This window comes from Streptomyces antibioticus, assembly GCF_002019855.1.
GTDB lineage: Bacteria > Actinomycetota > Actinomycetes > Streptomycetales > Streptomycetaceae > Streptomyces > Streptomyces antibioticus_B.
This window is the reverse complement of record NZ_CM007717.1, coordinates 3,593,212-3,617,575: the sequence shown is the minus strand read 5'-3', so window position 1 is coordinate 3,617,575 and position 24,364 is coordinate 3,593,212. Positions and strand designations below refer to the sequence as shown.

29 protein-coding genes are annotated in these 24,364 nt (G+C 70.3%); 14 read left to right on the top strand and 15 right to left on the bottom strand.

Annotated elements, in window-relative coordinates:
* Positions 1–35 precede the first annotated feature (35 nt).
* Positions 36–1,532 (bottom strand): oligopeptide:H+ symporter, encoded by a 1,497-nt coding sequence (locus AFM16_RS16025; RefSeq protein ID WP_030792755.1) that lies wholly within the window; start codon positions 1,530–1,532, stop codon positions 36–38.
* Between the two features lie 533 nt (positions 1,533–2,065).
* Here AFM16_RS16025 and AFM16_RS16020 point away from each other — a divergent pair.
* Positions 2,066–2,743 carry a response regulator transcription factor gene (locus tag AFM16_RS16020; protein ID WP_030792760.1) on the top strand — a complete coding sequence of 226 codons (678 nt, stop codon included), beginning with the start codon at positions 2,066–2,068 and terminating at the stop codon, positions 2,741–2,743.
* A gap of 73 nt (positions 2,744–2,816) precedes the next feature.
* On the top strand, positions 2,817–4,091 hold the full coding sequence (locus AFM16_RS16015; RefSeq protein ID WP_030792762.1) for a sensor histidine kinase: 1,275 nt from the start codon (positions 2,817–2,819) through the stop codon (positions 4,089–4,091).
* Between the two features lie 68 nt (positions 4,092–4,159).
* Here AFM16_RS16015 and AFM16_RS16010 read toward each other — a convergent pair whose 3' ends face one another.
* Positions 4,160–4,708, bottom strand: coding sequence for a GtrA family protein (locus AFM16_RS16010; RefSeq protein ID WP_030792765.1), 549 nt, complete (start codon positions 4,706–4,708; stop codon positions 4,160–4,162).
* Between the two features lie 222 nt (positions 4,709–4,930).
* On the opposite strand from AFM16_RS16010, the gene AFM16_RS16005 reads away from it, so the two are divergent.
* From AFM16_RS16005 to AFM16_RS39365, 4 genes are read left to right on the top strand one after another with little or no spacing between them, the layout of a single operon-like run.
* Entirely contained in the window at positions 4,931–6,070 is a 1,140-nt protein-coding gene (locus tag AFM16_RS16005) for a 5-(carboxyamino)imidazole ribonucleotide synthase (RefSeq protein WP_030792767.1), read from the top strand.
* The gene (purE, locus tag AFM16_RS16000; RefSeq protein WP_030792769.1) at positions 6,067–6,591 is read left to right on the top strand and encodes a 5-(carboxyamino)imidazole ribonucleotide mutase; all 525 of its coding nucleotides are present in this window, start codon (positions 6,067–6,069) and stop codon (positions 6,589–6,591) included. Before AFM16_RS16005 ends, purE begins: the two co-directional genes overlap by 4 nt.
* Before the next feature lie 5 nt (positions 6,592–6,596).
* Positions 6,597–7,775, top strand: a complete 1,179-nt coding sequence (locus tag AFM16_RS15995) for a dipeptidase (RefSeq protein WP_078633709.1) — start codon at positions 6,597–6,599, stop codon at positions 7,773–7,775.
* A gap of 34 nt (positions 7,776–7,809) precedes the next feature.
* Complete coding sequence (locus AFM16_RS39365; RefSeq protein WP_167797194.1) at positions 7,810–7,983, top strand: type II toxin-antitoxin system Phd/YefM family antitoxin; 174 nt, start codon at positions 7,810–7,812, stop codon at positions 7,981–7,983.
* A 79-nt stretch (positions 7,984–8,062) separates the two neighbouring features.
* Here AFM16_RS39365 and AFM16_RS15990 read toward each other — a convergent pair whose 3' ends face one another.
* Positions 8,063–8,464 (bottom strand): VOC family protein, encoded by a 402-nt coding sequence (locus AFM16_RS15990; RefSeq protein WP_030792777.1) that lies wholly within the window; start codon positions 8,462–8,464, stop codon positions 8,063–8,065.
* Between the two features lie 37 nt (positions 8,465–8,501).
* Entirely contained in the window at positions 8,502–8,861 is a 360-nt protein-coding gene (locus AFM16_RS15985; RefSeq protein WP_078633708.1) for a VOC family protein, read from the bottom strand.
* 128 nt (positions 8,862–8,989) lie between these two features.
* Between AFM16_RS15985 and AFM16_RS15980 the strand changes: the two genes are divergently transcribed.
* On the top strand, positions 8,990–9,496 hold the full coding sequence (locus AFM16_RS15980; protein WP_078633707.1) for a CGNR zinc finger domain-containing protein: 507 nt from the start codon (positions 8,990–8,992) through the stop codon (positions 9,494–9,496).
* 128 nt (positions 9,497–9,624) lie between these two features.
* Here the strand turns inward: AFM16_RS15980 and AFM16_RS15975 are convergent, their stop codons facing one another.
* On the bottom strand, positions 9,625–10,968 hold the full coding sequence (locus AFM16_RS15975; protein WP_030792786.1) for a UDP-glucose dehydrogenase family protein: 1,344 nt from the start codon (positions 10,966–10,968) through the stop codon (positions 9,625–9,627).
* A gap of 225 nt (positions 10,969–11,193) precedes the next feature.
* Between AFM16_RS15975 and AFM16_RS15970 the strand changes: the two genes are divergently transcribed.
* Positions 11,194–12,351 carry an acyl-CoA dehydrogenase gene (locus tag AFM16_RS15970; RefSeq protein WP_078633706.1) on the top strand — a complete coding sequence of 386 codons (1,158 nt, stop codon included), beginning with the start codon at positions 11,194–11,196 and terminating at the stop codon, positions 12,349–12,351.
* Between the two features lie 73 nt (positions 12,352–12,424).
* Here the strand turns inward: AFM16_RS15970 and AFM16_RS15965 are convergent, their stop codons facing one another.
* The 6 genes from AFM16_RS15965 to AFM16_RS15935 form a co-directional block, all read right to left on the bottom strand.
* Positions 12,425–12,892, bottom strand: a complete 468-nt coding sequence (locus AFM16_RS15965) for a hypothetical protein (RefSeq protein WP_078633705.1) — start codon at positions 12,890–12,892, stop codon at positions 12,425–12,427.
* Between the two features lie 94 nt (positions 12,893–12,986).
* Positions 12,987–13,220 carry a DUF397 domain-containing protein gene (locus AFM16_RS15960; RefSeq protein WP_078633704.1) on the bottom strand — a complete coding sequence of 78 codons (234 nt, stop codon included), beginning with the start codon at positions 13,218–13,220 and terminating at the stop codon, positions 12,987–12,989.
* A gap of 334 nt (positions 13,221–13,554) precedes the next feature.
* On the bottom strand, positions 13,555–14,412 hold the full coding sequence (locus AFM16_RS15950; protein ID WP_245177707.1) for a helix-turn-helix domain-containing protein: 858 nt from the start codon (positions 14,410–14,412) through the stop codon (positions 13,555–13,557).
* A complete protein-coding gene (locus tag AFM16_RS15945; protein ID WP_030792797.1) occupies positions 14,396–14,932 on the bottom strand; it encodes a DUF6879 family protein in 537 nt (178 codons plus the stop codon). The genes AFM16_RS15950 and AFM16_RS15945 overlap by 17 nt, the downstream gene beginning before the upstream one ends.
* Positions 14,913–15,131 (bottom strand): hypothetical protein, encoded by a 219-nt coding sequence (locus AFM16_RS15940; protein ID WP_370628039.1) that lies wholly within the window; start codon positions 15,129–15,131, stop codon positions 14,913–14,915. Before AFM16_RS15940 ends, AFM16_RS15945 begins: the two co-directional genes overlap by 20 nt.
* A 182-nt stretch (positions 15,132–15,313) precedes the next feature.
* Complete coding sequence (locus AFM16_RS15935) at positions 15,314–15,721, bottom strand: ATP-binding protein (protein WP_078633702.1); 408 nt, start codon at positions 15,719–15,721, stop codon at positions 15,314–15,316.
* A 163-nt stretch (positions 15,722–15,884) separates the two neighbouring features.
* Here AFM16_RS15935 and AFM16_RS15930 point away from each other — a divergent pair, with 163 nt between their 5' ends.
* Both AFM16_RS15930 and AFM16_RS15925 read left to right on the top strand, forming a co-directional pair.
* Positions 15,885–16,742, top strand: coding sequence for a helix-turn-helix domain-containing protein (locus AFM16_RS15930; RefSeq protein ID WP_030792803.1), 858 nt, complete (start codon positions 15,885–15,887; stop codon positions 16,740–16,742).
* A 17-nt stretch (positions 16,743–16,759) separates the two neighbouring features.
* Positions 16,760–16,963 carry a DUF397 domain-containing protein gene (locus AFM16_RS15925; protein WP_030792809.1) on the top strand — a complete coding sequence of 68 codons (204 nt, stop codon included), beginning with the start codon at positions 16,760–16,762 and terminating at the stop codon, positions 16,961–16,963.
* On the opposite strand, the gene AFM16_RS15920 is transcribed toward AFM16_RS15925, so the two are convergent.
* Positions 16,938–17,297, bottom strand: coding sequence for a MerR family transcriptional regulator (locus AFM16_RS15920; protein ID WP_030792812.1), 360 nt, complete (start codon positions 17,295–17,297; stop codon positions 16,938–16,940). The genes AFM16_RS15925 and AFM16_RS15920 overlap by 26 nt on opposite strands.
* 65 nt (positions 17,298–17,362) lie before the next feature.
* Between AFM16_RS15920 and AFM16_RS15915 the strand changes: the two genes are divergently transcribed.
* Positions 17,363–18,439: an alkene reductase gene (locus AFM16_RS15915; protein ID WP_078633701.1), complete on the top strand. Its 1,077-nt coding sequence runs from the start codon at positions 17,363–17,365 to the stop codon at positions 18,437–18,439.
* Between the two features lie 55 nt (positions 18,440–18,494).
* Here the strand turns inward: AFM16_RS15915 and AFM16_RS15910 are convergent, their stop codons facing one another.
* Positions 18,495–19,052, bottom strand: coding sequence for an acyl-CoA thioesterase (locus AFM16_RS15910; protein WP_030792817.1), 558 nt, complete (start codon positions 19,050–19,052; stop codon positions 18,495–18,497).
* 119 nt (positions 19,053–19,171) lie between these two features.
* On the opposite strand from AFM16_RS15910, the gene AFM16_RS15905 reads away from it, so the two are divergent.
* Together AFM16_RS15905 and AFM16_RS15900 are read left to right on the top strand one after the other, a co-directional pair.
* The gene (locus tag AFM16_RS15905) at positions 19,172–20,458 is read left to right on the top strand and encodes an LCP family protein (RefSeq protein WP_078633700.1); all 1,287 of its coding nucleotides are present in this window, start codon (positions 19,172–19,174) and stop codon (positions 20,456–20,458) included.
* The gene (locus AFM16_RS15900) at positions 20,451–21,134 is read left to right on the top strand and encodes an HAD-IA family hydrolase (protein ID WP_370628038.1); all 684 of its coding nucleotides are present in this window, start codon (positions 20,451–20,453) and stop codon (positions 21,132–21,134) included. Before AFM16_RS15905 ends, AFM16_RS15900 begins: the two co-directional genes overlap by 8 nt.
* Positions 21,135–21,200: 66 nt before the next feature.
* On the opposite strand, the gene AFM16_RS15895 is transcribed toward AFM16_RS15900, so the two are convergent.
* Together AFM16_RS15895 and AFM16_RS15890 are read right to left on the bottom strand one after the other, a co-directional pair.
* On the bottom strand, positions 21,201–21,563 hold the full coding sequence (locus AFM16_RS15895) for a four-helix bundle copper-binding protein (RefSeq protein WP_030792825.1): 363 nt from the start codon (positions 21,561–21,563) through the stop codon (positions 21,201–21,203).
* Between the two features lie 145 nt (positions 21,564–21,708).
* Positions 21,709–23,163: an LCP family protein gene (locus AFM16_RS15890; protein WP_078633699.1), complete on the bottom strand. Its 1,455-nt coding sequence runs from the start codon at positions 23,161–23,163 to the stop codon at positions 21,709–21,711.
* 131 nt (positions 23,164–23,294) lie between these two features.
* On the opposite strand from AFM16_RS15890, the gene AFM16_RS15885 reads away from it, so the two are divergent.
* Positions 23,295–24,350 (top strand): glycosyltransferase family 2 protein, encoded by a 1,056-nt coding sequence (locus AFM16_RS15885; RefSeq protein ID WP_030792831.1) that lies wholly within the window; start codon positions 23,295–23,297, stop codon positions 24,348–24,350.
* Positions 24,351–24,364: the final 14 nt, after the last annotated feature.

Below are 24,364 nucleotides of genomic sequence, written 5' to 3'. Positions count from 1 at the left end.
ACCGGGACGGCCCTTCAACAAGACCGGGAAGTACGTCAGTTGACGTTGCCCATCAGTTCCTTGACGCGCTTGCGGTACATCCACACCGCCGCACCCGCGGCGACGGCCAGGACGGCCTGGAAGGCCACGATGCCCGTCTTGTTGAGGTCGACGCCGGCGATGGAGAGCAGACCGGTGGTGGCGTCACCGGCGGTGACGGCCAGGAACCAGACGCCCATCATCTGGGAGGCGTACTTCGCGGGCGCCATCTTCGTGGTGACCGACAGGCCGACCGGGGAGAGCGTCAGCTCACCGACGGTCTGCACGAAGTAGATGCCGACCAGCCACATCGCGGCCGCCTTGTGACCGCCGTCGGCGATCGCCAGCGGGGCGAGGAAGAGGAAGAAGGACGCGCCGATCAGGACCAGGCCCATCGCGAACTTCGTCGCGGTGCTCGGCTCCTTGCCGCGGCGGGCCAGCGCCAGCCACGCCCAGGCGAAGACCGGCGCCAGCGCCATGATCATGACCGGGTTGACCGACTGGTACCAGGAGACCGGGAACTCCCAGCCGAAGACGGTGTTGTCGGCGGAGGAGTCCGCGAACAGGGACACGGTCGAGCCGCCCTGGTCGTAGATCATCCAGAAGACGGCGGCGGCGACGAAGAACCAGATGTACGCGGACATCTTCGACTGCTCGGCGCGGTCCAGGTCCTTGTCGCGCTTGATGCGGGCGATGACCAGGACCGGGATGAGCAGACCGGCGATGGTGATCGGGACCAGCAGCCAGTTCAGGGTGTAGTGGCCGGAGACGCCGACGACCGTGTAGAAGACGGCGGCGACGGCGGCCCACAGACCGGCCTTGCGCAGGGTGGCGCTCTTCTCGGCGGCGCTCATCGGGGTCGGGACGAGGTCCGAGCGGGCGTCGAGGTGGCGGCTGCCGAGCAGGAACTGGGCCAGGCCCAGGCCCATGCCGAGCGCGGCGAGCGCGAAGCCGAGGTGCCAGTTGACGTTCTCGCCGACGGTGCCGATGACCAGCGGGGCGGCGAAGGCGCCCAGGTTGATGCCGATGTAGAAGACGGTGAAGCCGCCGTCGCGGCGCGGGTCGTCCGGGCCGTCGTAGAGGTGGCCGACCATCGTGGAGATGTTGGCCTTCAGCAGACCGGAGCCGATGGCGACCAGGCCGAGACCGGCGTAGAAGGTGCCGGAGTTCGGCAGGGCCAGCGTGAGGTGGCCGAGCATGATGATCGCGCCGGCCACGGCGACCGTCTTGCGGGGGCCGAGGACGCGGTCCGCGAACCAGCCGCCGGGCAGGGCGAGCAGGTACACGAGGGACAGGTAGACCGAGTAGATCGCGGTCGCGGTGGCCGCGCTGAGGTGCAGGCCGCCCGGTGCCACCAGGTACAGCGGGAGCAGGGCCTTCATGCCGTAGTAGGAGAACCGCTCCCACATCTCGGTCATGAAGAGAGTGGCCAGTCCGCGGGGGTGGCCGAAGAAGGTCTTCTCGGAACCGGGGGTGCCCGGGCGGACCGAGTCCTTCGTCAGGCTGGACGCCATGGTCGTTCCTTGCTGGTCGGGACGCGCGCATGCGTGAGCGGACGCGCGCCCGGTGGGGGGCGGCCGGCACCGGCGGGTCGTGGCCCGTCCACCCCACGCCCACGGGGATTCCGCTCCGGATCGCGAAGCGGTGGACGGCGACCACCGGGATCCACGCCCCTGCGCGTGTCACGCGGTCGGGGCCCGGCCGTAGGTCATTCCTTTCAAGGCCGGAGGGGACGTCCCGCACCGGCCCGCACACAAAAGAGACCCTCGGCGTCAAGCGAGCCGAAGGCCGCCCCGGTGCTACAGGCGTTGTTTCACCATACGTCAGCACAGTGCCTGATATGGAAGGACTTGAGACACGGATCACAGGCGATCATGGAACCGCGCTCGTGGTTTTGAAGGTGGAGCCATCCTGCCATCCACTGACCATAGGTCTGTACCACTGGGGACGGTGCGGGGCGGGCCCCGATGCCCGACTTGTCCCTCGGTAAGAAACGGGGCCGCCGATCACACTTCGGGCCCTGCTCCCCGCGGACTACCATCAGCTCATGACCCGTGTACTGCTCGCCGAGGACGATGCGTCCATCTCGGAGCCGCTGGCCCGCGCACTGCGCCGGGAAGGGTACGAGGTCGAGGTGCGTGAGGACGGACCGACCGCGCTCGACGCCGGGATGCAGGGGGGCATCGACCTGGTCGTGCTGGACCTGGGCCTGCCCGGCATGGACGGTCTGGAGGTGGCGCGCCGGCTGCGCGCCGAGGGCCACACCGTGCCCATCCTGATCCTGACCGCGCGCGCCGACGAGGTGGACACCGTCGTCGGGCTCGACGCGGGCGCCGACGACTACGTCACCAAGCCCTTCCGCCTCGCCGAACTGCTCGCCCGGGTCCGGGCCCTGCTGCGGCGCGGCTCCGCCGAGCCCGCGCAGCCGCCGGCCACCCACGGGGTGCGGATCGACGTCGAGTCGCACCGGGCGTGGATGGGCGACGAGGAACTCCAGCTCACGGCGAAGGAGTTCGACCTGCTGCGGGTGCTGGTGCGGGACGCGGGCCGGGTCGTCACCCGCGACCAGCTCATGCGCGAGGTGTGGGACACCACCTGGTGGTCCTCCACCAAGACGCTGGACATGCACATCTCCTGGCTGCGCAAGAAGCTCGGGGACGACGCGGCCAATCCGCGGTACATCGCCACCGTGCGGGGTGTGGGTTTCCGGTTCGAGAAGAGCTGACCGGAACCGCTTCGAGAAGAGCTGAGCCGGGCCCTCCGGCCCGGCTCGCCGACCCACCGCTGCGGAGAGCACCGTGCGCCGTCGTCTCATCCAGTCCACCCTCGCCGTCGTCCTCGTCGTGATCGCCGTGTTCGGGGTCTCGCTCGTGATCGTGGAGACCCGCACGATCAGCAACAGCGCCCAGGAGCGGGTGGACTCCGAGGCGCTGCGGCTGGCCAGCATCGTGGACAGCAGGCTGGTGGGGGCGGAGGACGTCACCTCCGAGATACTGCGCGACCAGGTGGCGCAGGACCGGTACGCCGTGGTCCGGATCCCCGGGCGGCCGGCCATCGAGGTCGGCAGCAAGCCCGGCGGTGACGTCATCGAGTCCACCGCCAAGGGCGAGGAGGGCGAGAGCGTCCTGGTCCAGGAGCCGCGCTCCACGGTCACCCGGGAGGTCGGCCGGACCCTGCTGATCATCGCGCTGGTGGCGCTGCTCGCGGTGATCGCGGCGGTGCTGCTCGCCATCCGGCAGGCCAACCGGCTCGCGTCCCCGCTGACCGACCTCGCGGAGACCGCCGAACGCCTCGGCTCCGGCGACCCGCGCCCCCGCCACAAGCGCTACGGCGTCCCCGAGCTGGACCGGGTCGCCGATGTGCTGGACTCCTCGGCCGAGCGGATCGCCCGGATGCTCACCGCCGAGCGCCGGCTCGCCGCCGACGCCTCCCATCAGCTCCGCACCCCGCTCACGGCGCTGTCGATGCGGCTGGAGGAGATCACCCTCACCGACGACCCGGACACGGTGAAGGACGAGGCGACGATCGCGCTGACCCAGGTCGAGCGGCTGACGGACGTCGTGGAACGCCTGCTGACCAACTCCCGCGACCCGCGCACCGGCTCCGCGGTCACCTTCGACCTCGACGAGGTCATCCAGCAGCAGCTCGCCGAGTGGCGCCCCGCCTACCGAGGGGTGGGCCGGGCCATCGTCAGCTCCGGCAAACGGCATCTGCGGGCGGTGGGCACCCCCGGCGCGGTCGCCCAGGTGCTGGCCGCGCTGATCGAGAACTCCCTGATGCACGGCGGCGGCACGGTCGCCCTGCGCACCCGCGTCACCGGCAACCAGGCCGTGATCGAGGTCACCGACGAGGGCCCCGGCATCCCCCTCGAACTGGGCGCGCGCATCTTCGAGCGAGCCATCAGCGGCCGCAACTCGACAGGCATCGGCCTCGCCGTCGCCCGCGACCTAGCGGAGGCCGACGGCGGCCGCCTGGAAATGCTCCAGGTCCACCCCCCGGTCTTCGGCCTCTTCCTCTCCCGCACGGCTCCCCCGAAGAAGTCTCCGGAGGACGGCGAGACGACGGTGAGGTGAGGGGGCACGGGGGCACGGGGGCTCGGTGACCGGGACGCGAGGACTCGGCCCCCGGTCCGGGCTCGCGCTCAGGCCCGCTGCCGCGCCTTCGGCTTGCGGGGCTGTTGGCGGGTCACCCGGGAGCCCTCGGCCACGAGGATGGACTCCGCGCGGGCCACGGCCTCCTTCGCGGGCAGGGTCCGGAACACCCAGGTGCGGTAGGACCAGAAGCGGAACAGGGTGGCGACGCCGATGCCGAGGAACTTGAAGATGTTGCTCTGGAGCGGGGTGTCCCAGCCGAAGCCGTAGGTCGCCGTGAACAGCAGGCCGTTCTCGATGACCAGGCCGACCACGCTGAACAGCAGGAACAGGGTCAGTTCCCGGGTCCGGCCGCTCTTGTCGCGGTCACGGTAGGTGAAGTACCGGAACCCGATGTAGTTGAAGATGATCGCCACGACCGTCGCGATGACGCTCGCGCGCACCACCGGCAGGTCCGTGACCTGGCGGACGAGGTTGAAAACGCCCAGATTGACCAGAAGCCCCGCGCCACCCACGGCACCGAACTTCGCCAGCTCGCGGAAAAGGCGCCGCAACCTGGACGAATGCACCGACGATTGCCCCGAGGAACCATGTGCCATGGTCGTACAGGCCCCCGTCCGGGTTCGGTTTCGTCAACCCAGCCATGCTAACCACGACCCCCGCCGGTTTCCTGTGGTCGGACTCACGGGTCGGGCCACGAGAGGGCGAGAACCCGGGAAACGCCCGGTGTGAGCGCGGAAAGCGAACGGTAAGAGACCCGCTCCGGCCGGCCGCGACGGCACGGGATCCGGCCGCCCCGGCGCGGCCGATACCCTGGGGGAGTGACGTTCCCGGTAGTCGGCATGGTCGGCGGGGGTCAGCTCGCTCGTATGACACACGAGGCGGGCATCCCGCTCGGCATCAGGTTCAAGCTCCTCAGTGACACCCCGCAGGATTCCGCGGCGCAGGTGGTGAGCGAGGTCGTCGTCGGCGACTATCGCGACCTCGACACGCTCCGTGACTTCGCGCGGGGCTGCGATGTGATCACCTTCGATCACGAACACGTACCCACCGAACACCTCCGGGCGCTGGAGGCGGACGGCATCCCCGTCCGCCCCGGCCCGGACGCGCTCGTGCACGCCCAGGACAAGGGCGTCATGCGGGCGCGGCTCGACGCGATCGGCGTGCCCTGCCCACGGCACCGCATCGTCGCCGACCCGGCCGACGTGGCCGCCTTCGCGGCCGAGGGGGAAGGTTTCCCCGTCGTCCTCAAGACGGTCCGCGGCGGCTACGACGGCAAGGGCGTCTGGGTCGTCGACTCGGCCGAGGAGGCCGCGGAGCCGTTCCGCGCCGGCGTGCCCGTGCTCGCCGAGGAGAAGGTCGACTACGTCCGAGAGCTGGCCGCCAACGTCGTGCGCTCCCCGCACGGCCAGGCCGTCGCCTACCCGGTGGTCGAGTCCCGGCAGGTCGCCGGCGTCTGCGACACCGTGATCGCGCCCGCCCCCGACCTCGACGAGGCGCTCGCGCTGAAGGCCGAGGAGATGGCGCTCACGATCGCCAAGGAACTCGGCGTCGTCGGCCATCTCGCCGTCGAGCTGTTCCAGACCCGCGACGGCCGGATCCTCGTCAACGAACTGGCGATGCGCCCGCACAACTCGGGCCACTGGACCCAGGACGGCGCGATCACCAGCCAGTTCGCCAACCACGTCCGCGCGGTCCTCGACCTCCCGCTCGGCGACCCGCGCCCGCGCGCCCCGTGGACCGTCATGGTCAACGTGCTGGGCGGCGACTACCCGGACATGTACTCCGCGTATCTGCACTGCATGGCGCGCGACCCCCAGCTCAAGATCCACATGTACGGCAAGGACGTGAAGCCCGGCCGCAAGGTCGGACATGTCAACACCTACGGCGACGACCTCGACGACGTGCTGGAGCGCGCCCGTCACGCAGCCGGCTACCTGAGAGGCACGATCACCGAATGAGCCCCGTTGTTGGCATCGTCATGGGGTCGGACTCCGACTGGCCCGTGATGGAGGCCGCCGCCCAGGCCCTGGACGAGTTCGAGATCGCGTACGAGGTGGACGTCGTCTCCGCGCACCGCATGCCCCGCGAGATGATCGCGTACGGCGAGCAGGCGGCCGAGCGCGGCCTGAAGGTGATCATCGCCGGTGCCGGCGGCGCGGCCCATCTGCCCGGCATGCTCGCCTCGGTGACCCCGCTGCCGGTGATCGGCGTCCCGGTCCCGCTGAAGTACCTCGACGGCATGGACAGCCTGCTGTCGATCGTGCAGATGCCGGCCGGTGTCCCGGTCGCCACCGTCTCCGTCGCCGGCGCCCGCAACGCGGGCCTGCTCGCCGCCCGGATCCTCGCCTCCCACGACGAGGAACTGCTCGGCCGGATGCGCGAGTTCCAGCAGGAGCTGAACGACCAGGCCACCGAGAAGGGCAAACGGCTGCGCACCAAGGTCGAGGGCTCCGGCAACGGCTTCGGCTTCGGGAAGTGACGCGGATGACCTCGCTGGAGCGGGCCCGGGAACTGCTCGCCGAGTTCCCGGTCGCCGACGGGCACAACGACCTGCCCTGGGCCCTGCGCGAGCAGGTCCGCTACGACCTCGACGCCCGTGACATCGCCGTCTCCCAGACCGCCCACCTGCACACCGACATCCCCCGGCTGCGGGCCGGCGGCGTCGGCGCGCAGTACTGGTCGGTGTACGTGCGCGCGGACCTGCCCGACCCGGTCCCGGCGACGCTGGAGCAGATCGACTGCGTACGCCGGCTCATCGACCGCCACCCGGCCGACCTGCGCGCCGCGCTGACCGCCGCCGACATGGAGACGGCGCGCGAGCAGGGCCGTATCGCCTCGCTGATGGGCGCCGAGGGCGGCCACTCCATCGCCAACTCGCTCGGCACCCTGCGCGGTCTGTACGAGCTGGGCGTGCGGTACATGACGCTCACCCACAACGACAACGTGGACTGGGCGGACTCCGCGACGGACGAGCCCGGGGTGGGCGGTCTGTCGGCGTTCGGCCGGGAGGTCGTCCGCGAGATGAACCGCCTCGGCATGCTGGTGGACCTCTCGCACGTGGCGGCGACGACCATGCGGGACGCGCTGGACGCCTCCTCGGCGCCGGTGATCTTCTCCCACTCCTCGGCCCGCGCCGTCTGCGACCACCCGCGCAACGTCCCCGACGACGTCCTGGAGCGGCTGCCCGCCAACGGCGGCATGGCGATGGTGACGTTCGTGCCCAAGTTCGTGCTCCAGGCGGCGGTCGAGTGGACCGCCGCGGCCGGCGAGAACCTGCGCGCGCACGGCTTCTTCGACCTGGACACCACCGCCGAGGCGATGAAGGTCCACCGGGCCTTCGAGGAGGCCAACCCGCGCCCGGTCGCCACCGTCGCGACGGTCGCCGACCACCTGGACCACATGCGCGAGGCGGCCGGCATCGACCACCTCGGCATCGGCGGCGACTACGACGGGACGGCCTTCACCCCCGACGGCCTGAACGACGTCTCCGGCTACCCCAACCTGATCGCCGAACTCCTCGACCGCGGCTGGTCCACCGCCGACCTCGCCAAGCTGACCTGGAAGAACGCGGTCCGGGTCCTGGGCGCCGCGGAGGACGTGTCCCGAGCCCTTCAGGCCACCCGGGGCCCGTCCCACGCGACGATCGAGTCGTTGGACGGGTGAGTCCGGTACCGCTCCAGGAGGGTTGCACACGACCATGAGCGTTCACATGCCCGCCGACGACCACGAGTCCTGGCAGGAGACCAGCTACCTGCTGCGCTCTCCTGCCAACGCCCGCCGTCTCAGGGATGCGGTCGCGCGCGACAAGGACGGTTCCGCCACGGTCCCCACGACGTCGGCGGAACTGCGCGCCCTGTCGGGTGACGAGTGACGAGTGACGAGTGACGACAAGAACGTGAAGATCCTCAAGGCCCGGTACCACTACCACGGCTGACGGCCGCCCCGTCACCTCAAGGCCGCTCGATCCGGCACAGGCAGAACGGGTGGCCCGCCGGGTCGGCGTACACCACGAAGTCCTTCTTCTCGCGGTCCTCCAGGTCCAGGGGGCGTGCGCCCAGCTCCCGTACCCGTTGCTCGGCCGCGTCCACCTCCGCCCAGGTGGTGCCCGCGTCCAGGTCGAGGTGGAACTGCTGCGGGTTGCGGTCGGCGCGCGGCCACTCGGGCGGGGTGTAGCCCTCGACCCGCTGGAACGCGAGACGGGGGCCGCCGGGGATCCTCAGGACGTACCAGGAGTCCCCGCCGCCCTCCTCCGCCTCCGGTGTCCCGCCCAGGAACGCCGCGTAGAAGGCGGCGAGCGCGCCCGGGTCGGGGCAGTCGAGCACCACGGAACGGAAACGGACTACGGGCGGCATGGGCCCCTCCTCGGTCGGCGGACGCGCGGCCGCCGGATCAGCAGGCGCACAGACAGAACGGGTGCCCGGCCGGGTCCGCGTACACACGCCAGCTCCGTGAGCGGTCGTCCGTGTCCAGCGGCTTGGCCCCCAGCGCCAGCACCGACTGTTCCGCCGCGTCCAGGTCCTCGACGGTCAGGTCCAGATGGAACTGCTGGGACTGCTCGGGCGCGGGCCACGCGGGCGGGACGAACCCGGGGGCGGCCTGGAAGGCGAGCGTCCGCCCGTCCGGCACCTTGAGGTCCACCCACTCCTCGTCGCCCTCGACGGTGCCGCCCAGCACCTCGGCGTAGAAACCGGCGAGCGCGCGCGGGTCGGGGCAGTCCAGGACGACGGCACCCAGCTTGGCGACAGTCATGACTCCTCCTCGATACGGGGATACGGGGGTTACCTGCTGAGATGGGTAACCGGTAACCGTTACCTCATGCTCCCGTAGTGGAGGTAACCTCGCAAGGGGATTCCCGGACCGGGAGGTAGCGTGCGGCCATGAGCGAGAGAGCGCCCGCGCCGGGAGGGCTGGCCCTGGTCGAGTCCCTGGTCAACACCCTGGACCTGGAGTCGGGCGCCGACGCCCTCGACACCGTGGAAGGGCGGGCGCGCCTCGGGCTCAGCGACGACGAACTCCCCGCCGCCCGCGCCCTGCGCGAGTCCCTGCGCGCCACCCTGCTGGCCCACGCCGGCCACCCGCCGCACCGCTCCGTGACCCCGCTCGGCGAACTGCTCTCGGCCGCCCCGCTCCGCGTGACGGTCGACGCGCGCGACGGCTCGGCCCGGCTCGCCCCCGCCGACCCGGACCCGCTGCTCTCCCGGATCGCGGCCGCCGTCGCGGAGGCGCTGGTCGCGGGCACCTGGGACCGGCTCAAGGCGTGCGAGGCCACCACGTGCCACTGGGCGTACTACGACCGCAGCCCGGCCGGACGCGGCCGCTGGTGCTCGATGCAGGTGTGCGGCGCACGCGCCAAGATGCGGCGCTACCGGGCCCGGGAAGCGTGATCCACAAGACGTTCCTACGCCATGTACCGGCCATGTGCGGCAGAATGCACGCAGACGCCGGTTCGGCCGACTGAGCCTCGGCCGAACCGGCGTCGTCCGTACGTCACATGTCGCACGTCACCCGTGTGTCAGGCGGTGGGGCGGCCCATCGCCCGGTACGTCCAGCCCGCGGCCCGCCACAGCGCCGGGTCCAGCGCGTTGCGCCCGTCGAGAATCAGCCGCACCGACGCGACCTCCCCGAGCGCCACCGGGTCCAGCTCCCGGAACTCCCGCCACTCGGTCAGATGCAGGACGACATCGGCGCCCCGGACGGCGTCCAGCGCGGTGTCGGCGTACCCGAGCGTCGGGAAGACCCGGCGGGCGTTCTCCATGCCCTTCGGGTCGTAGACGGTCACCTGGCCGCCCTGGAGGTGTATCTGCCCGGCCACGTTCAGCGCGGGCGAGTCGCGCACGTCGTCGGAGTCCGGCTTGAAGGTGGCGCCGAGCACCGCGACCCGCCGGCCCAGGAACGACCCGCCGCCCAGCGCCTCGCGGGCCAGCTCGACCATCTGCCCGCGCTGGCGCATGTTGATCGAGTCGATCTCGCGCAGGAAGGTCAGCGCCTGGTCCGCGCCCAGCTCACCGGCGCGCGCCATGAACGCCCGGATGTCCTTGGGCAGACAGCCGCCGCCGAAGCCGATCCCGGCCCGCAGGAACTTCTTGCCGATCCGGTCGTCGTACCCGATGGCCTCGGCGAGCTTGGCCACATCTCCGTCCGCGGCCTCGCACACCTCGGCCATCGCATTGATGAAGGAGATCTTGGTGGCCAGGAAGGAGTTCGCGGCGGTCTTCACCAGCTCCGCCGTCGGGAAGTCGGTGACGACGAACGGCGACCCCTCGGCGACCGGGCCTGCGTACACCTCGCGCAGCAGCTTCTCGGCGCGCTCGCTGCGCACGCCGACGACGATCCGGTCCGGGTGCAGGGTGTCGTCGACGGCGAAGCCCTCGCGCAGGAACTCCGGGTTCCAGGCCAGTTCGGCCGCCGCGCCCGCCGGGGCCAGCTCGGCGATCGTCGCCGCCAGCCGGTCGGCGGAGCCCACCGGCACGGTCGACTTGCCGACCACCAGCGCGGGCCGGGACAGATGCGGGGCCAGCGAGCCGATCGCGGACTCGACGTACGACATGTCGCAGGCGTACTCGCCGTGCTTCTGCGGCGTGTTCACACAGACGAAGTGCACATCGCCGAACGCGCCGACCTCGGCCCAGTCCTGGGTGAAGCGCAGCCGCCCGGTGGAGCCCTCGATCCCGGCGACATGCCGGCGCAGCAGCTCCTCCAGCCCCGGCTCGTACATCGGGGTCTCGCCGCGCTCCAGCTTCTCGATCTTCTCCTTGACCACGTCCAGCGCGAGCACCTCGAAGCCCAGCTCGGCCATCGCCGCGGCGTGCGTGGCGCCGAGATAGCCGGTGCCGATCACGGTGATCTTGAGGCTCATGGGTGCTCCAGGAAGAAAAGCCGGGGATGCGCGCTGCCTGAGCATAGTCGGGACGGGACGGCGCCCTCACCGGGCGGTTTCCCCGGCCGGGGGCCCGCCTCGCTCCGGCCTCGTTCCGCCTTGTTGCCCACCTCACGTGCCACGGGCACGGGCGGAGCCTTAAAATTTGAGTTACTTAACGGTAATTAGCGTGATCACCCCAGCGTTCATGGAGCGTGAGAGACCTTGGCCGGATCGGCTGACTTCGACCTGTACCGCCCGTCCGAGGAGCACGACATGCTCCGCGACGCCATCCGCTCACTGGCCGAGGCGAAGATCGCGCCGTACGCCGCCGCGGTGGACGAGGAGGCCCGCTTCCCCCAGGAGGCGCTGGACGCCCTCGTGGCGAGCGACCTGCACGCCGTGCACGTACCCGAGACGTACGGCGGCGCGGGCGCGGACGCCCTCGCCACGGTGATCGTCATCGAGGAGGTGGCCCGCGCCTGCGTGTCCTCCTCGCTGATCCCCGCGGTGAACAAGCTGGGCTCGCTCCCGGTGATCCTCTCCGGCTCCGAGGAGCTGAAGAAGAAGTACCTCGGCCCGTTGGCCAAGGGCGACGCGATGTTCTCGTACTGCCTCTCCGAGCCCGACGCGGGCTCCGACGCGGCCGGCATGAAGACCAAGGCGGTCCGCGACGGCGACCACTGGATCCTCAACGGCGTGAAGCGCTGGATCACCAACGCGGGCGTCTCCGAGTACTACACGGTGATGGCCGTCACCGACCCCACCAAGCGCTCCAAGGGCATCTCGGCCTTCGTCGTCGAGAAGTCCGACCCGGGCGTCTCCTTCGGCGCGCCGGAGAAGAAGCTCGGCATCAAGGGCTCCCCGACCCGCGAGGTCTACTTCGACAACGTCCGCATCCCCGCCGACCGCATGATCGGCGAGGAGGGCACCGGCTTCGCCACCGCGATGGCCACCCTGGACCACACCCGCATCACCATCGCCGCCCAGGCCCTCGGTGTCGCCCAGGGCGCCTTCGACTACGCCAAGGGCTACGTCCAGGAGCGCAAGCAGTTCGGCAAGCCGATCGCCGACTTCCAGGGCATCCAGTTCATGCTGGCCGACATGGCCATGAAGATCGAGGCCGCCCGCCAGCTCACCTACGCGGCCGCCGCCAAGTCCGAGCGCGGCGACAGCGACCTCACCTTCCAGGGCGCGGCCGCCAAGTGCTTCGCCTCGGACGTCGCGATGGAGGTCACCACCGACGCCGTCCAGCTCCTCGGCGGCTACGGCTACACCCGCGACTACCCGGTGGAGCGCATGATGCGCGACGCGAAGATCACCCAGATCTACGAGGGCACGAACCAGGTCCAGCGCATCGTGATGGCCCGCAACCTGCCGTAACGACCCTGCGCTGACCCTGCGCGATCGAAGGAGCCCCGGCTGTTCGACGGCCGGGGCTCCTTGGCCTCTCCGACTACGTTTCGGGGCAGGCCAGTTCGGCATGCGCACGATGCAGGGAGCACGCCACGACTGCCAGGGACAGATACGCGGGACGTTCCAGATAGAAGCCGTACGACACATCGGCACCCGATCGCAGTCGTTCGGCGGCGGCGTTCACTGCCCGTGCCAGCCGTACGGTGTCCCGGTCGGTCTCCGATGCGAACCGCGGCGCGTACTCGGCCAGCCGCTCACCGAGCCAGGTTGCCGCCTCCTTGGCCTCCTCCCAGGTCCCCCGGACCAGAGAACGAGGCTTGATGAGCCAGTACGCCGTCTCCAGCGGAGGCAGATCGGACGCGGGGAACTCGGCAGCCACCTCGCGGTAACGCCGGATCAGCTCCGGCCTGCTGCCGGCTGGAGGCGGTTCAGGGTGCGGGGGTCGACGCAGTGCTTCTTGGTCGAAGCGGTCTTTGGGACCGGCCCAGAGATAGCCGTGATGGTGCACCGGACGTTCCCGATCCGTGTCGGCGGTCGACGGAGCCACCGGCCCGGGCCGCGAAGGAGAACGTGCCCGGGCCGGTTGGGGTGAGGTCGGAGACTCAGACGCTCAGACCGAAACGCGCGGGGTCGATCCCTGCCGCGCCCAGTTCCTCCGTGCTGAACCGCAAGGGCTGCGCCTCGGGCCGCTTGCTGTCACCGAGGGCCCAAGCGTCGTCACCGATCCGGGCCAGGGTCACGCACGACTCGCCGTCCGGGTGGGTGTTGCCCCCGCACGCCTTCACGAACGAGGCCCCGTCGATGTCAAGGGCGTACAGGTCGCTTCCGTTCTGCATCTCAGCACCTTCCTGCTCAACTGATCACGGCCATGACCGACCGCCGCCGCCCATGCCGGGCGGGAGTTCATGGGGGGGGAGGAGAACGGAAAGTTTCAGCGCCTGTGTCCTTGACCACGTCCCGTGCAGCACCAGCATGCGCATGGTGGCCAAGCACCCGTGAGCAGAGGCGGAAGGCCCTGCGTCGCGTACACAGCTCGCTCCGGCCCCCAGGTCCGCCCGGAGTCACGAGAGACCCGCAGGGTCATCATGGGCTGGTCGCTGAAAAGACCGACTGGATCCGTTCGCGCTCTCATGAGTTCATCATGGCCTCTCAATGAGCCCATTTTGTGCGCTAGTTACGTTGACGCATAAACCCGCTTGCCGCCTCTTCCAGGAACGCGGAAGCATCTTCGCCTGTCAGAGCATGCGACCAGAAAAGTTCGAAGAGATTAAGGTGCTGTGTTATGTCCCGAGGATCACGCAGCACCACTTCGCCGGAAAATAGTTCGACGGTCACGAGGCGATCGTCGTAGACCACGAAGATGTTCATGGGGATGCCGGGTACATGAACCCCCTGTGGGACTATCCCGATGTCGACGTTGGGTTTCCTGTTGACCTCGGCCATGTGTGAGCACTGCGCCGCCATGGTTTTGAAGCCTGCCCGTTGCCACTTGACAGCTTGTTCGGTCAGCAGGAACCGAAAGGAACGTGATGTGTCATCCAGGATGGCCTGGCGGTCCATGCGGGCCTGCACGGCCCGTACGACATCCCTGGCTGGGTCACTGACCACCGTGGGTGAAAGGGTCTCGACGGCGTATTCGTATACGTGGAGCAGGCCGGTGGGGATCGCGGGGAGGAAGTGCCGCATCACCCGTGAAGAAGACTCAAGGGCCCTCAGTTCGGCCTGCTTGTGATAGAGGCCGACGCGCGCATAGGCCCGCCAGGACGCATAGTCCACGTTGGCTCGGCGTGCGAGCCGAAGAAGTTCGTCGGCCACTTCGTCAGGCACATCGAGGGCTTTGAGAATGCGTTCGACATCGATGACCGTCGGCAGGGCGCGGCCGGTCTCAATACGACTGATCTTCGTTTGGCTCATGTTGCAGCGCAGAGCCAGACGTTCGCCGCTGAGGCCGGAAGCGCGACGGAGACCCCGGAGGGCCTCCGCCAGATCCTTCCGCTCCCGTGCTTGCGTCTCAGGTTCGATAGGCACTGAACGGCACAGCACTTTCTAGCGCAATATCCCGCCACGCAAGATACTTGCCGATGTCCGGGTCGCGAATCAGTTCCCGATTTATCTGCGTGCCGTCGGGGCGGTAGTTGAGATGCACCACGACAGCTTCGTCGAACAGCCAGAAATCTTGGTCCGGCAGTCCAGGGTTCGGCCGATCCGTCACATCGACTATCTGATAGTCCTCCCCGGCGGCGACATTTCCGGGGATACACCATTCGAACAGGTACCGACTGTACGGCGTCAGGGGCCGGCGCACGATCTTGGCTCGGGTCATCGTCCGCCCGGCTGCCGCGTGATCCCGGATCGTCTGGTGCCACGGCGCGTTGAAGCCCTCCGGCATTGACGCACCGCCGAGGAAGTCACGGACCGTCGCAGCCTCCGCAGGCATGGTGTAGGTCTGGTGGACCTCCAGTCGGAAGGCGGAGCGCTCGAAGTTGCGGAAGTACGCCTGCCACTCCTCGCCGTCCAGCAGAACAGGGCTAGAGCCATCCACGGGCACGCGCGGCCTCCTTGAGGATGTCTTCCGGGATCAGTACGACCGACTCGCCTTTCGGGGTCGGGTGGGTCACGTCGTAGCCCTGGATGGCCAGCATGCCGGGTTCCGGGGTGGCGTACACGGTCGGACAGTCTCCGTTCCCGCACTTGTCGTCGTCGCCGCTCCTGCACGGCCCGCCCGCGATCATCCGCAGTTCATCCACTGAGACCCCTTCGGTCTGTGTGTTCAGCAAGCTACGGACCGTCATGCATGAGGGGCAAGGGTGGCCCGTCGCCCAGTCACGAAGTCGCATAGACCTGTGAGTGCGAGTCACCGGTCGACGCGGCCTGAGCAGGGAGGACGGGGCCGCTCCCGACGTACGGTGCATGACCGGCCGAGGGCCCGTCATCGGCGTAGTTCGAACCAAGTGACCTTGCCCGACCCGCCCCGATCGGCGTGGCTGCCCCACGCGTAGGCGCACCTGCTGACGAGCAACAGCCCACGGCCACCCTCTGCTTCGTCGTCCCCACCAGCGGCGGCGGGCAGCACGCCACAGGTGTCTCGCACGCTGACCCGAAGCGCGCCGTCCGCCCAGCGCACACCTACGATCGCGGGCCCGGAGGCATGCCGGTACGCGTTGCCGCACAGTTCGCTGGTCAGCAGTTCGGCAGTGTCGGCGAGGACGGGCAGGGAGTGCCGGGTGAGGATCGAGCGGACGGTATTTCGGGCGACACCGGCGCCGATGGCGTGGTGGGGGAGGGTGAGGGCGTACTCCCAAACGTCGTCGGGTGGTGGCAGAGGAGGGGCACTCATCGTTGAACTCCCTTACAGAGAGCGTCGTGAAGGGTGAGGACTCGATGCACGACGCTAGCCATGGGGAGACGAAAGGTGCAGCGTTCCCCCTTGCAATACCTCCTTCTGGGGAACCGGCTCGTTCTTCCGTTGGCCCGGCAACGGAACTGCTAGGACATCCGGTATGCCGCCACGCAAGAATCCGACCATCCGCCAGAAACGCCTGGGGGGAGAGCTGCGCAAGCTGCGCGAAAGCGCCGGCCTGTCGATCGACGCGGCAGCCCAAGTGCTGGAGTGCGGCAAGGCGAAGATCAGCCGGATCGAGACGGGCCTGAACGGCATCCGTGCCGCGGAACTCAAGGCGCTGCTCCAGGCTTACGACGTGAAGGACGACACCCTCGCCCAGGCGTTGGCCGACATGGCGCGCGAAGGCCGTCGCCGCAACTGGTGGAACCGCTACGGCGACGTGCTCAGCGGAGGCTTCGCCGACCTGATCGAGCTGGAGTCCAAGGCCGACAGTCTGCACTCCTGGGAGACCATCCTGGTACCGGGCCTTCTCCAGACCCCCGACTACATGCGCGTGCTTTTCCGCCGAGGCCGTCTCGACATGCCGGAAGGCGAGTTGGAGGAGCATGTGCGCGGCCGCACGCTCCGCCAAGGGATCCTCGACGATCCCGACCGGGCGCCGGAACTCCGGGTCGTCCTCTACGAGGCCGTGCTGCACGCCAAGTTCGGCGGACCGGAAGTCATGCGGGGCCAGCTCTCGCACCTCGCGGACATGGCGCAACGCGAGCGTGTGACCGTCCAGGTGCTCCCCTACACGACCGACTCCCACCGCGGCGTCAACGGCCCCTTCGGGATCGTCGTCCTGCCGGAGCCGGAGACGGACGTGGTCCGTACCGAGACCGCCGTATCCACTCTGTACGTGGAGGACGACGCCCAAGTGGCCGCATATAAACTCGTGTTCGACCAACTGGGGGCGACGGCCCTCAGTCCCGGGGCGTCGCTGAACCTCGTGAGGAGTCTGGCTCGGCGGCTTTGAGTGGGAGCGGGGTAGCCGTGCCGGAACCGAAGTGGCAGAAGTCCAGCTTCTCCGGCGACGACGCCAACCGGGACTGTGTGGAGGTCGCCCGTGTTCCCGGTGGCGAACTGCTGCTGCGCGAGTCCGATGAGCCGGGCGCGGTGCTCAGCGCCGACCTCGCTTCCTTGAGCGCGCTGATGGAGGCCCTGGCGCCGGTCAGCCCTCCCTGGCCGTGCGGATGACCTCGTCCAGGGTGTCCCGGGAGCGGAGGAGGTCGGTGATCGTGCGGTCGATGCGGGCGCGTTCGGCGGTGAGGTCGTCGACCAGGCGGGGGGTGGCGACGGCGGAGGGGCCGCCGTCGGTGTCGCGCATGCAGGGGAGCAACTGGGCGATCTTCGTGCTGTGCAGGCCGGCCGCGAACAGTTCCTGGATGAGGACGACCCGGTCGACGGCCGTCTCCGGGTAGTCCCGGTGTCCGCCGGGGGTGCGGGCGGCCGTCAGCAGGCCCTGGGTCTCGTAGTAGCGCAGGGAGCGCTCGCTGACGTTGGTCCGCCGGGCCAGTTCACCGATCCGCATGCCGTGCCTCCCGAGGCCCGCGCCGACTTGAATCTGACACTGATGTCAGATTCTACGGTACGGCCATGAACGCGACCAAGGACACCCCGTTCCGGCTGGGAGGTCTCACCCTCCCGCACCGGCTCGTCATGGCCCCGCTGACCCGCAACCGCGCGGAGGCCGACGGCACCCCGACCGGCCTGATGGCCACCTACTACGCGCAGCGCGCCTCCGCCGGGCTGATCATCGCCGAGGCGGCGACGCCCAACGCGGTCGGGCAGACGTATCCGAACATCACCGCGATCCACTCCCCGCGCCATGTGGCGGGCTGGCGGAAGGTGACCGACGCCGTGCGGGCCGCCGGGGGCGGGGGGATGTTCCTCCAGCTCCAGCACGGCGGGCGGGTCGGGCATCCGGCGACCAGCGGGCTGACGCCGGTCGCCCCCTCCGCCGTCCCGCTGCCGGAGACGATCTTCACGCCGGACGGGCACCGGCCCGCCGTCACCCCGCGCGCGATGACCGAGGACGACATCCGGGCCACCGTCGCCGACTTCGCGGCGGCCGCCCGCCGGGCGCGGGACGCCGGGTTCGAGGGGGTGGAGGTGCACGCGGCCAACGGCCATCTGCTGCACCAGTTCCTGGCCGGCTCCACCAACCGCCGCACCGACGCCTACGGCGGCTCGCCCGCCGGGCGGATCCGGTTCCCGGCGGAGGTCGTGGAGGCGGTGGCGGCCGAGATCGGCGCGGACCGGGTGGGCGTACGGATCTCCCCGGGCAGCACCGTCAACGGCGTCCGGGAGGACGACACGGACACCCTGCACCCGGCGCTGGTGGCCCGGCTGAAGGACTTGGGGCTCGCCTATCTGCACCTGGTGCACGCCGACCCGGACACCGCGCTGTTCCACCGGCTCCGGGCCGTCTGGCCGGGGGCGCTGATCGCCAACCCGGTGCTGCCGGACCTCACCACGGACGCCGTCGCCGCCGGCATCGACCGGGTGCTGGGCGCCGGTGCCGAGCTGGCCGCGCTCGGCCGGCCCTTCATCGCCAACCCCGACCTGGTCGAACGGCTGCGGCTCGGGGCGCCGCTGAACCCCGTACGGGAGCGGTACTTCATGTATGTGGGCGGGGCGGCCGGCTACACCGACTACCCCGCTCTCGTCTGAGCGTCCCTAGGTGGACGGCTCCAGATGTCGCGGTGTCGATCACCCCGCCGACCGCTCAGTGGTCGTACCCCTCCGCGATCCGCCGTTCGCGCAGTTCCCGGATCGCCCGGCGGCGGGCCAGGCGGTGGGTGCGGCGGATCTGGGCCTCCTGGTAGCGGCGTTCGTCGCGTTCGGTCTCCGGGAGGACCGGGGGGACCACGCGCGGTTTGCCGTCGGCGTCCACGGCCGCGAAGACCAGGTAGGCCGAGCCGACCTGGGTGGGCGGTGCCGACTCGTTCCAGCGTTCGGCGAGGACCCGGACGCCGACCTCCATCGAGGTCCGGCCGGTCCAGTTGACCTGGGCCTTCACATGGACGAGGTCGCCGACGCGGACCGGTTCGAGGAAGGCCATCTCGTCCATGGACGCGGTGACGGCGGGACCGCCGGAGTGCCGTCCGGCCACGGCGCCCGCCGCGTCGTCGACGAGTTTCATGATCACGCCGCCGTGCACCGTGCCCAGGAGGTTGGTGTCGTTGTGGGTCATGATGTGGCTGAGCGTGGTGCGGGACGCGGACGTGGGCTTGCCCGGGATGTCCGGGGTGTCCGAGTCCGCTGCGGTGACCTGGTCTGTCATGTCCTCCACCTTATGCCGAGGGGGACAAGCCGGAACTTTGTGTCAGCTTGGCAACAGCGGGGCTGTGATTTTCCGACGCCCCTATGGGGGACCCAGCCGCTGCCTGCACACTGGTCCGCATGAACGATTGGCCCGAGGGATGGTCCGACAGCGACCGCGGCTCCCGGTACGGAAACGGCAGCGCCGCCGCACAGCCCGAGAGCGCGCGCGTCATGCGGCAGGTCCGGCGCGGCCCCGCCGCCCCGCCGCACGGCGCCGGCGTTCCCCAGCAGCCGTCGTACGTCAACGGCCAGGGGTACGGCGACTACACCGACGCCCGGCAGACCGGCTACGACAGCGGCTACAACACGGGCCAGGTCTACGGCGGTCCCGGCGGTCCGGGCGGCCCCGGCCCGGAGGACCCCTACGGCTCCGCCCCGCGGCCCGCGCCGAACTGGCGGCGGCGCATCAAGTGGACCGCGATCACCGTCGTGAGCGTGCTGGTCGTCACGACCGTGGGCACCTACTTCTGGGCCGACGGCAAGCTCAAGCGCGAGGTCGACCTCTCCAAGGTCATCGACCGTCCCGAGGCGGGCGAGGGCACCAACTTCCTGATCGTCGGTTCCGACAGCCGTGAGGGCATGTCCGCCGAGGACAAGAAGAAGCTGCACACCGGCTCCGCCGAGGGCAAGCGCACCGACTCGATGATGATCCTGCACACCGGGTCCAACGGCGACACCCTCATCTCGCTGCCCCGCGACTCGGACGTGGAGATACCGTCCTTCGTCGGCTCCGAGTCCGGCAAGACGTACAAGGGCACCGGCCGGCACACCAAGCTGAACGCCGCCTACGCCGAGGACGGCCCCGAACTCCTCGTGCGCACCGTCGAGTTCAACACCGGCCTGCGCATCGACCACTACGTCGAGATCGGCTTCGCCGGCTTCGCGAACATCGTGGACGCCGTCGGCGGCGTCGAGATGGACATCCCGCAGGACATCAAGGACACCAAGTCCGGCGCCGACTTCAAGAAGGGCAAGCAGACCCTGGACGGCCAGGAGGCCCTCGCCTTCGTCCGCACCCGGTACGCGCTCGCCGGCTCCGACCTGGACCGCACCAAGAACCAGCAGAAGTTCCTCGCCGCCCTCGCCAACCAGGTGGCCACCCCGGGCACGGTCCTCAACCCGTTCAAGCTCTACCCGACCATGAGCGCGGGCCTGGACACCCTGATCGTCGACAAGGACATGGGCCTGTACGACCTGGGCTCGATGTTCTTCGCGATGAAGGGCGTCAACAGCGGCGACGGCAAGTCGATGAACATGCCGATCTCCGGTTCCAGCGGCGGCAACCTCGTCTGGGACAAGGCCAAGGTGAAACAGCTCGTCAGCCAGCTCAAGAACGACGAGAAGGTGACGGTCTCGGGTGGCTGACACCCCTGGCGCCGGACCGGCGTCCCCCGCCGGACCGCTGTCCCCCGCCGGACCGCTGTCCTCCACCAGGCCGCCGTTCGACGCCGTCCTGTGCGACGTCGACAACGTGATACGGCACTTCGACTCCGCCCATCTGGAGGCGCTGGAGCGCGCCGCGGGCCTCGCGGAGGGCACCACCAAGAAGGTGGCGTTCTCCCCGGAGGTCGACGGACCGCTCCTGCTGGGCCGGATCACCGAGCAGGAGTGGGTGGCGGCCATCGCCGAGGGCCTCGCCGGACTCGTGGACGACGAGACGGGCTGGGCCCTGGGCACCGCCCTGCTGGAGTCGCCCTTCCACGCCGACGAGGCCGTGGTGACCCTGCTGCGCCGGGCCCGGGTCCGGGTGCCGGTGGTCCTCGTCTCCAACGCCACCCTCGGCCTGGAGCGCGACCTCGACGCCCTCGGCCTGTCCGAACTCGCCGACCACGTCGTCAGCAGCGCCCGCGTCCAGCTCGCCAAGCCCGACCCGCGCATCCTGCACCTCGCGGCGGCCAAGGCGGGCGTACGGCCCGAGCGGTGCCTGTTCGTGGACGACACCGAGGAGAACGTGGCGGCGGCCGCCGCGCTCGGCATGCGGGCCGTCCACTTTCGCGAAGCGGCCGACCTGGAGCGGGAGTTGGCGCCACTGCTCGGCTGAGCGGGCCCCGGACGGCAGCACTCGGGGGCACCCGCGGGGGCGCCCCCGAGCGGTTGCGGGGCGGTGTCACATCGTGGCGCCCGCCATCGCGCGGCACATCTCGGCGCAGCGGCGACAGGAGTCGGCGCAGCGCATCATCTGGGGATCGTCCGGCATGGACATACACGCCTCGGCGCACATGTCACAGGCCGTGGCGCACATCGCGCACATCTCGGCGGCGAGCGGCGAGCGCCGCATCATCATGTCGGCGCACATCCGGGTCGTCTCGGAGCAGTCCATGAGCGCGCGCATGATCTGCATCTGGGCCTGGCCGCCCATGTTCATGCAGGCGCTCATGGTCTCCTCGCACACGCCGTGGCACGCCATGCACGCCTGGACGGCGTCCTGCATCTCCTGGGTCATGGTCGTCATGGATCCGGACTGGGTCATGGCTCCTCCTGCGGGGTGAGAGGCCGGCCCGGGCGGGCCCCGGGCCCTGCCTGCCCTTCCGTCCTACGCCCGCACGCCCCCGCCCGCCATCCGACGGCCCGGAACCGGGCACCGCGCCCAGGGACAGCCGCCCAGGGGCAGCCGCCTAGGGACAGCCCACCTCGTTGCCGCGCACCACCTCGGACTCCTTGCCCACCGGCTCCGGGCCGCGCACCGGGCGGACCTCGTGGAACTCCGTGCCGGCGATCACCTTCAGCGTGGGGCCGAGTCCGGGGACGGCCTTCAGTTCGGCGCCGGGCAGCGCGGCGGCCAGGGAGCGCGCCGAGCGGTCCCAGCGGGGGTCGTAGGCGACGACCGTGCGCCGTACGGTCCGGTCGGCGGCGTCGACGGGGCGGCGGGTGGTGCGGAAGCCCGTCGCCGCCAGGGCGGTGTCGACGCGCTGTCCGAGCCCCTTCACCGAGGTGCCGTTCTCCACCTGCACGTTGATCTGCTGCGGGGGCACGGCCACCCGCACCACCGGCGCGCTGCGCTCCCGCGGCGCCGACGCCAGCGGCTTGTCGTCGCGCAGGGCCCGGAAGAGCCGTTCCGACTTCTCGGGGTCCCACTTCAGCGTCGAGCCGATGCCGTCGACCATGAAGCCCATCCGGCCGATGGGCACGGTCGTGAACTCGGAGGACGACGGCGAGAACGTCCGCATCGCCCGCCCCAGGTCCAGCAGCTCGTCCGTGCCGAAGCCGCGGTCGGCCCGCACCGAGCCCAGCACCGCCCGGGTCACGTCCCGGAACTTCAGCGGGTTCAGCAGGATCCCGGACGAGGTGGCCTGCGCCACCAGCGACGCCAGGAAGCGCTGCTGGCGCTTCATCCGGCCCAGGTCCGAGGAGGCGTCGGCGTGCCGGGAGCGCACGTACTGGAGCGCCGCCCCGCCCCGCAGGGTGTGGGTGCCGGGCGCCAGGTCGAGGCCCGTGTACGTGTCCTTCAGCGGCTGGGCGGTGCAGATCTTCACGCCGCCGACGACGTCCACCGTCTTCATGAAGCTCGCGAAGTCGACCTCCAGATAGTGGTCGATCTTCACGTGCGTCATGCTCTCCACGGTGCGCACGGTGAGCTGCGGGCCGCCCTCCGCGTAGGCGGCGTTCAGCTTGATCGGGTGACCGCGGTGCTCCTTGCCGGTGACCTGGTCGGTGTGCGGGGGCGTCTCGGCGTAGGAGTCGCGCGGCAGGCTGACCACGCTCGCCCGCTCCCGGTCCTCCGAGATGTGCACGATCATGATCGTGTCGGTGCAGTTGCAGGGCGCCCCGCCGAGCCGGAAGCGGCGCCGCTCCGTGTCGTCGATCTTGTCGCGGCCGTCGGTGCCGACCAGCAGCACGTTCATGCCGTGACCCGCGCGCGGACGGTTCTTCATGTCCTTGAAGGGGTCCACCCGGGCGATGTCCGCGTCGAGGCTGGTGACCACCGAGTGGCCGATGCCGGCCGAGGCGAGGACGACGACGGACAGCGTGGTCGCCGCCCGCATGGCCCAGCGGGGCCGGCGTCTGCGGACGGGGCGCACCGGGGGGCGCGGCGGACGGCGCCGGGACCGGGGCGGCGGTGTGGCGGGCATGGGGACACCTCCGGGCGACGGCCTGGGCGGGGGGAGCCGTGAGTACCGTAGGCCCGTACGATCTGTCGCCCGGGGCAGCGCACCCGGCGGGGCGCACCGGTGTCCCCCGTTCGCGGTAACGTGAGCCCCCTATGAACGCCAAGTCCGACGTGCAGCTCCCCGCCGTGTCCGTCATCATGCCCGTCCTCAACGAGGAGCGGCATCTGCGCGGAGCCGTCCAAGCGATCCTCGCGCAGGAGTACGCCGGCGAGATGGAGGTCGTGATCGCCCTCGGTCCGTCCACGGACCGTACGGACGAGATCGCGGCCCAGCTCGTCGCCGAGACCGCGTCGAGCGAGAACAAGCGTGTGCACACGGTCCCCAATCCGACCGGCCGCACCCCCGCCGCCCTCAACGCCGCGATCAAGGCGTCCCGCCATCCGGTCGTCGTCCGCGTCGACGGGCACGGGATGCTCTCGCCCGACTACATCACCACCGCCGTACGGCTCCTGGAGGAGACCGGCGCGCAGAACGTCGGCGGCATCATGCACGCCGAGGGTGAGAACGACTGGGAGCACGCGGTGGCCGCCGCGATGACCTCGAAGATCGGGGTCGGCAACGCCGCCTTCCACACCGGCGGCCAGGCCGGGCCCGCCGAGACGGTCTACCTCGGGGTGTTCCGGCGCGCGGCGCTGGAGCAGCAGGGCGGCTACAACGAGGAGTTCATCCGTGCCCAGGACTGGGAGCTGAACTTCCGGATCCGCGAGGCCGGCGGGCTGATCTGGTTCTCGCCCGAGCTGAAGGTGTCGTACCGGCCGCGGCCCAGCGTGAAGGCGCTCGCCAAGCAGTACAAGGACTACGGGCGCTGGCGGCACGTCGTCGCCCGCTACCACGAGGGCTCGATCAACCTGCGCTACCTGGCGCCGCCCACCGCGGTGTGCCTGATAGCGGCCGGGATCGTGGTGGGCGCGGCGCTCACCCCGCTCGGTTTCGTCGTCCCCGGCGGCTATCTCGCGGCGATCGCCGCCGGGTCGGTGCCGGCCGGCAAGGGGCTGCCGCTCAAGGCGCGGCTCCAGATCCCCGTCGCGCTGGCCACCATGCACATGTCGTGGGGGTTCGGCTTCCTCACCAGCCCCAGGTCGCTGGCGCGGAAGGTCATCGCCTCGCGGCGCCCGGCGGTCCTCGGCTCCTCCGAGAACGCCCTCTGACGAAGGCGTTCCCG

What these genes read in the sequence shown, in the direction of transcription:
- AFM16_RS39365 (WP_167797194.1), top strand. Translation starts at nt 7,810, where the DNA reads ATGAGCGTTCACATGCCCGCCGACGACCACGAGTCCTGGCAGGAGACC.
- AFM16_RS15995 (WP_078633709.1), top strand. Translation starts at nt 6,597, where the DNA reads ATGACCTCGCTGGAGCGGGCCCGGGAACTGCTCGCCGAGTTCCCGGTC.
- AFM16_RS15980 (WP_078633707.1), top strand. Translation starts at nt 8,990, where the DNA reads ATGAGCGAGAGAGCGCCCGCGCCGGGAGGGCTGGCCCTGGTCGAGTCC.
- AFM16_RS15910 (WP_030792817.1), bottom strand. Translation starts at nt 19,052, where the DNA reads ATGACAGACCAGGTCACCGCAGCGGACTCGGACACCCCGGACATCCCG.
- AFM16_RS15915 (WP_078633701.1), top strand. Translation starts at nt 17,363, where the DNA reads ATGAACGCGACCAAGGACACCCCGTTCCGGCTGGGAGGTCTCACCCTC.
- AFM16_RS15885 (WP_030792831.1), top strand. Translation starts at nt 23,295, where the DNA reads ATGAACGCCAAGTCCGACGTGCAGCTCCCCGCCGTGTCCGTCATCATG.
- AFM16_RS15930 (WP_030792803.1), top strand. Translation starts at nt 15,885, where the DNA reads ATGCCGCCACGCAAGAATCCGACCATCCGCCAGAAACGCCTGGGGGGA.
- AFM16_RS15890 (WP_078633699.1), bottom strand. Translation starts at nt 23,163, where the DNA reads ATGCCCGCCACACCGCCGCCCCGGTCCCGGCGCCGTCCGCCGCGCCCC.
- AFM16_RS15960 (WP_078633704.1), bottom strand. Translation starts at nt 13,220, where the DNA reads ATGCAGAACGGAAGCGACCTGTACGCCCTTGACATCGACGGGGCCTCG.
- purE (WP_030792769.1), top strand. Translation starts at nt 6,067, where the DNA reads ATGAGCCCCGTTGTTGGCATCGTCATGGGGTCGGACTCCGACTGGCCC.
- AFM16_RS15920 (WP_030792812.1), bottom strand. Translation starts at nt 17,297, where the DNA reads ATGCGGATCGGTGAACTGGCCCGGCGGACCAACGTCAGCGAGCGCTCC.
- AFM16_RS15985 (WP_078633708.1), bottom strand. Translation starts at nt 8,861, where the DNA reads ATGACTGTCGCCAAGCTGGGTGCCGTCGTCCTGGACTGCCCCGACCCG.
- AFM16_RS16010 (WP_030792765.1), bottom strand. Translation starts at nt 4,708, where the DNA reads ATGGCACATGGTTCCTCGGGGCAATCGTCGGTGCATTCGTCCAGGTTG.
- AFM16_RS15895 (WP_030792825.1), bottom strand. Translation starts at nt 21,563, where the DNA reads ATGACCCAGTCCGGATCCATGACGACCATGACCCAGGAGATGCAGGAC.
- AFM16_RS15975 (WP_030792786.1), bottom strand. Translation starts at nt 10,968, where the DNA reads ATGAGCCTCAAGATCACCGTGATCGGCACCGGCTATCTCGGCGCCACG.
- AFM16_RS15990 (WP_030792777.1), bottom strand. Translation starts at nt 8,464, where the DNA reads ATGCCGCCCGTAGTCCGTTTCCGTTCCGTGGTGCTCGACTGCCCCGAC.
- AFM16_RS15905 (WP_078633700.1), top strand. Translation starts at nt 19,172, where the DNA reads ATGAACGATTGGCCCGAGGGATGGTCCGACAGCGACCGCGGCTCCCGG.
- AFM16_RS16020 (WP_030792760.1), top strand. Translation starts at nt 2,066, where the DNA reads ATGACCCGTGTACTGCTCGCCGAGGACGATGCGTCCATCTCGGAGCCG.
- AFM16_RS15935 (WP_078633702.1), bottom strand. Translation starts at nt 15,721, where the DNA reads ATGAGTGCCCCTCCTCTGCCACCACCCGACGACGTTTGGGAGTACGCC.
- AFM16_RS16025 (WP_030792755.1), bottom strand. Translation starts at nt 1,532, where the DNA reads ATGGCGTCCAGCCTGACGAAGGACTCGGTCCGCCCGGGCACCCCCGGT.